Origin of the sequence: Streptomyces chiangmaiensis (genome assembly GCF_036281785.1) — a bacterium.
Classification (GTDB): Bacteria; Actinomycetota; Actinomycetes; order Streptomycetales; family Streptomycetaceae; genus Streptomyces; species Streptomyces chiangmaiensis.
Genome location: NZ_JAYWVC010000669.1, coordinates 1 through 789, shown reverse-complemented (window position 1 = coordinate 789; position 789 = coordinate 1). Strand labels below are relative to the sequence as shown.

The window sequence follows — 789 nt, the reverse complement described above, 5'->3', positions numbered from 1 at the left end:
CCACGCCGCCTTCCAGCAGCGCGACCTCGCCGACAGCGACTACGTGTACGTGTGGGCGGACGGAGTGCACCCCAAGATCCGGCTCGGGCAGGCCCACTCCTGCGTCCTGGTGCTGATGGGTGTGCGCCTGGACGGAACCAAGGAACTGATCGCGCTGGCTGAGGGGCTGCGCGAGTCCACCGAGTCGTGGGCCGACCTGCTGCGCGACTGCCGCAGACGCGGCATGCGCGATCCCGAGCTGGTCGTCGGCGACGGCGCGATGGGGCTGTGGAAGGCGCTCGCTGAGGTGTTCCCGGCTGCCCGCCACCAACGGTGCTGGGTCCACAAGGCCCGCAATGTCACGAACGCCCTGCCGAAGTCCGCGCAACCAGGCGCGACGAGGGCGATGCAGGAGATCTACAACGCCGAGGACCGCGTGCACGCCGAGAAGGCAATCGAGGCGTTCGCAAAGACCTACAGTACGAAATGGCCCAAGGCCGTCGCGAAGATCACCGACGACGCTGAGGAGCTGCTGGCGTTCTACGACTTCCCGGCCGAGCACTGGATTCACCTGCGGACCACGAACCCGATCGAGTCGACGTTCTCCACGGTCAAGCTGCGAACCAAGGTCACCCGCGGCGCCGGCAGCCCGGCCGCGGCCCTCGCGATGGTGTTCAAGCTGGTCGAGTCCGCCCAGGCTCGCTGGCGCGCGGTCAGGGGAGCCCACCTCGTCGCCCTGGTCCGCGCGGGCGCCACGTTCGAAAACGGCGTCCTGGTCGAGCGCGAGGAGGCCAGTGCAGCATGACCCAT

At 68.7% G+C, this 789-nt stretch carries 1 protein-coding gene; it reads left to right on the top strand.

Annotated features, from left to right (window positions below; all coding sequences use genetic code 11):
• Positions 1–784: IS256 family transposase (locus tag VXC91_RS46320; protein WP_329513323.1), on the top strand; the 784-nt coding region annotated here is incomplete at its 5' end.
• Between the last annotated feature and the right edge of the window lie 5 nt (positions 785–789).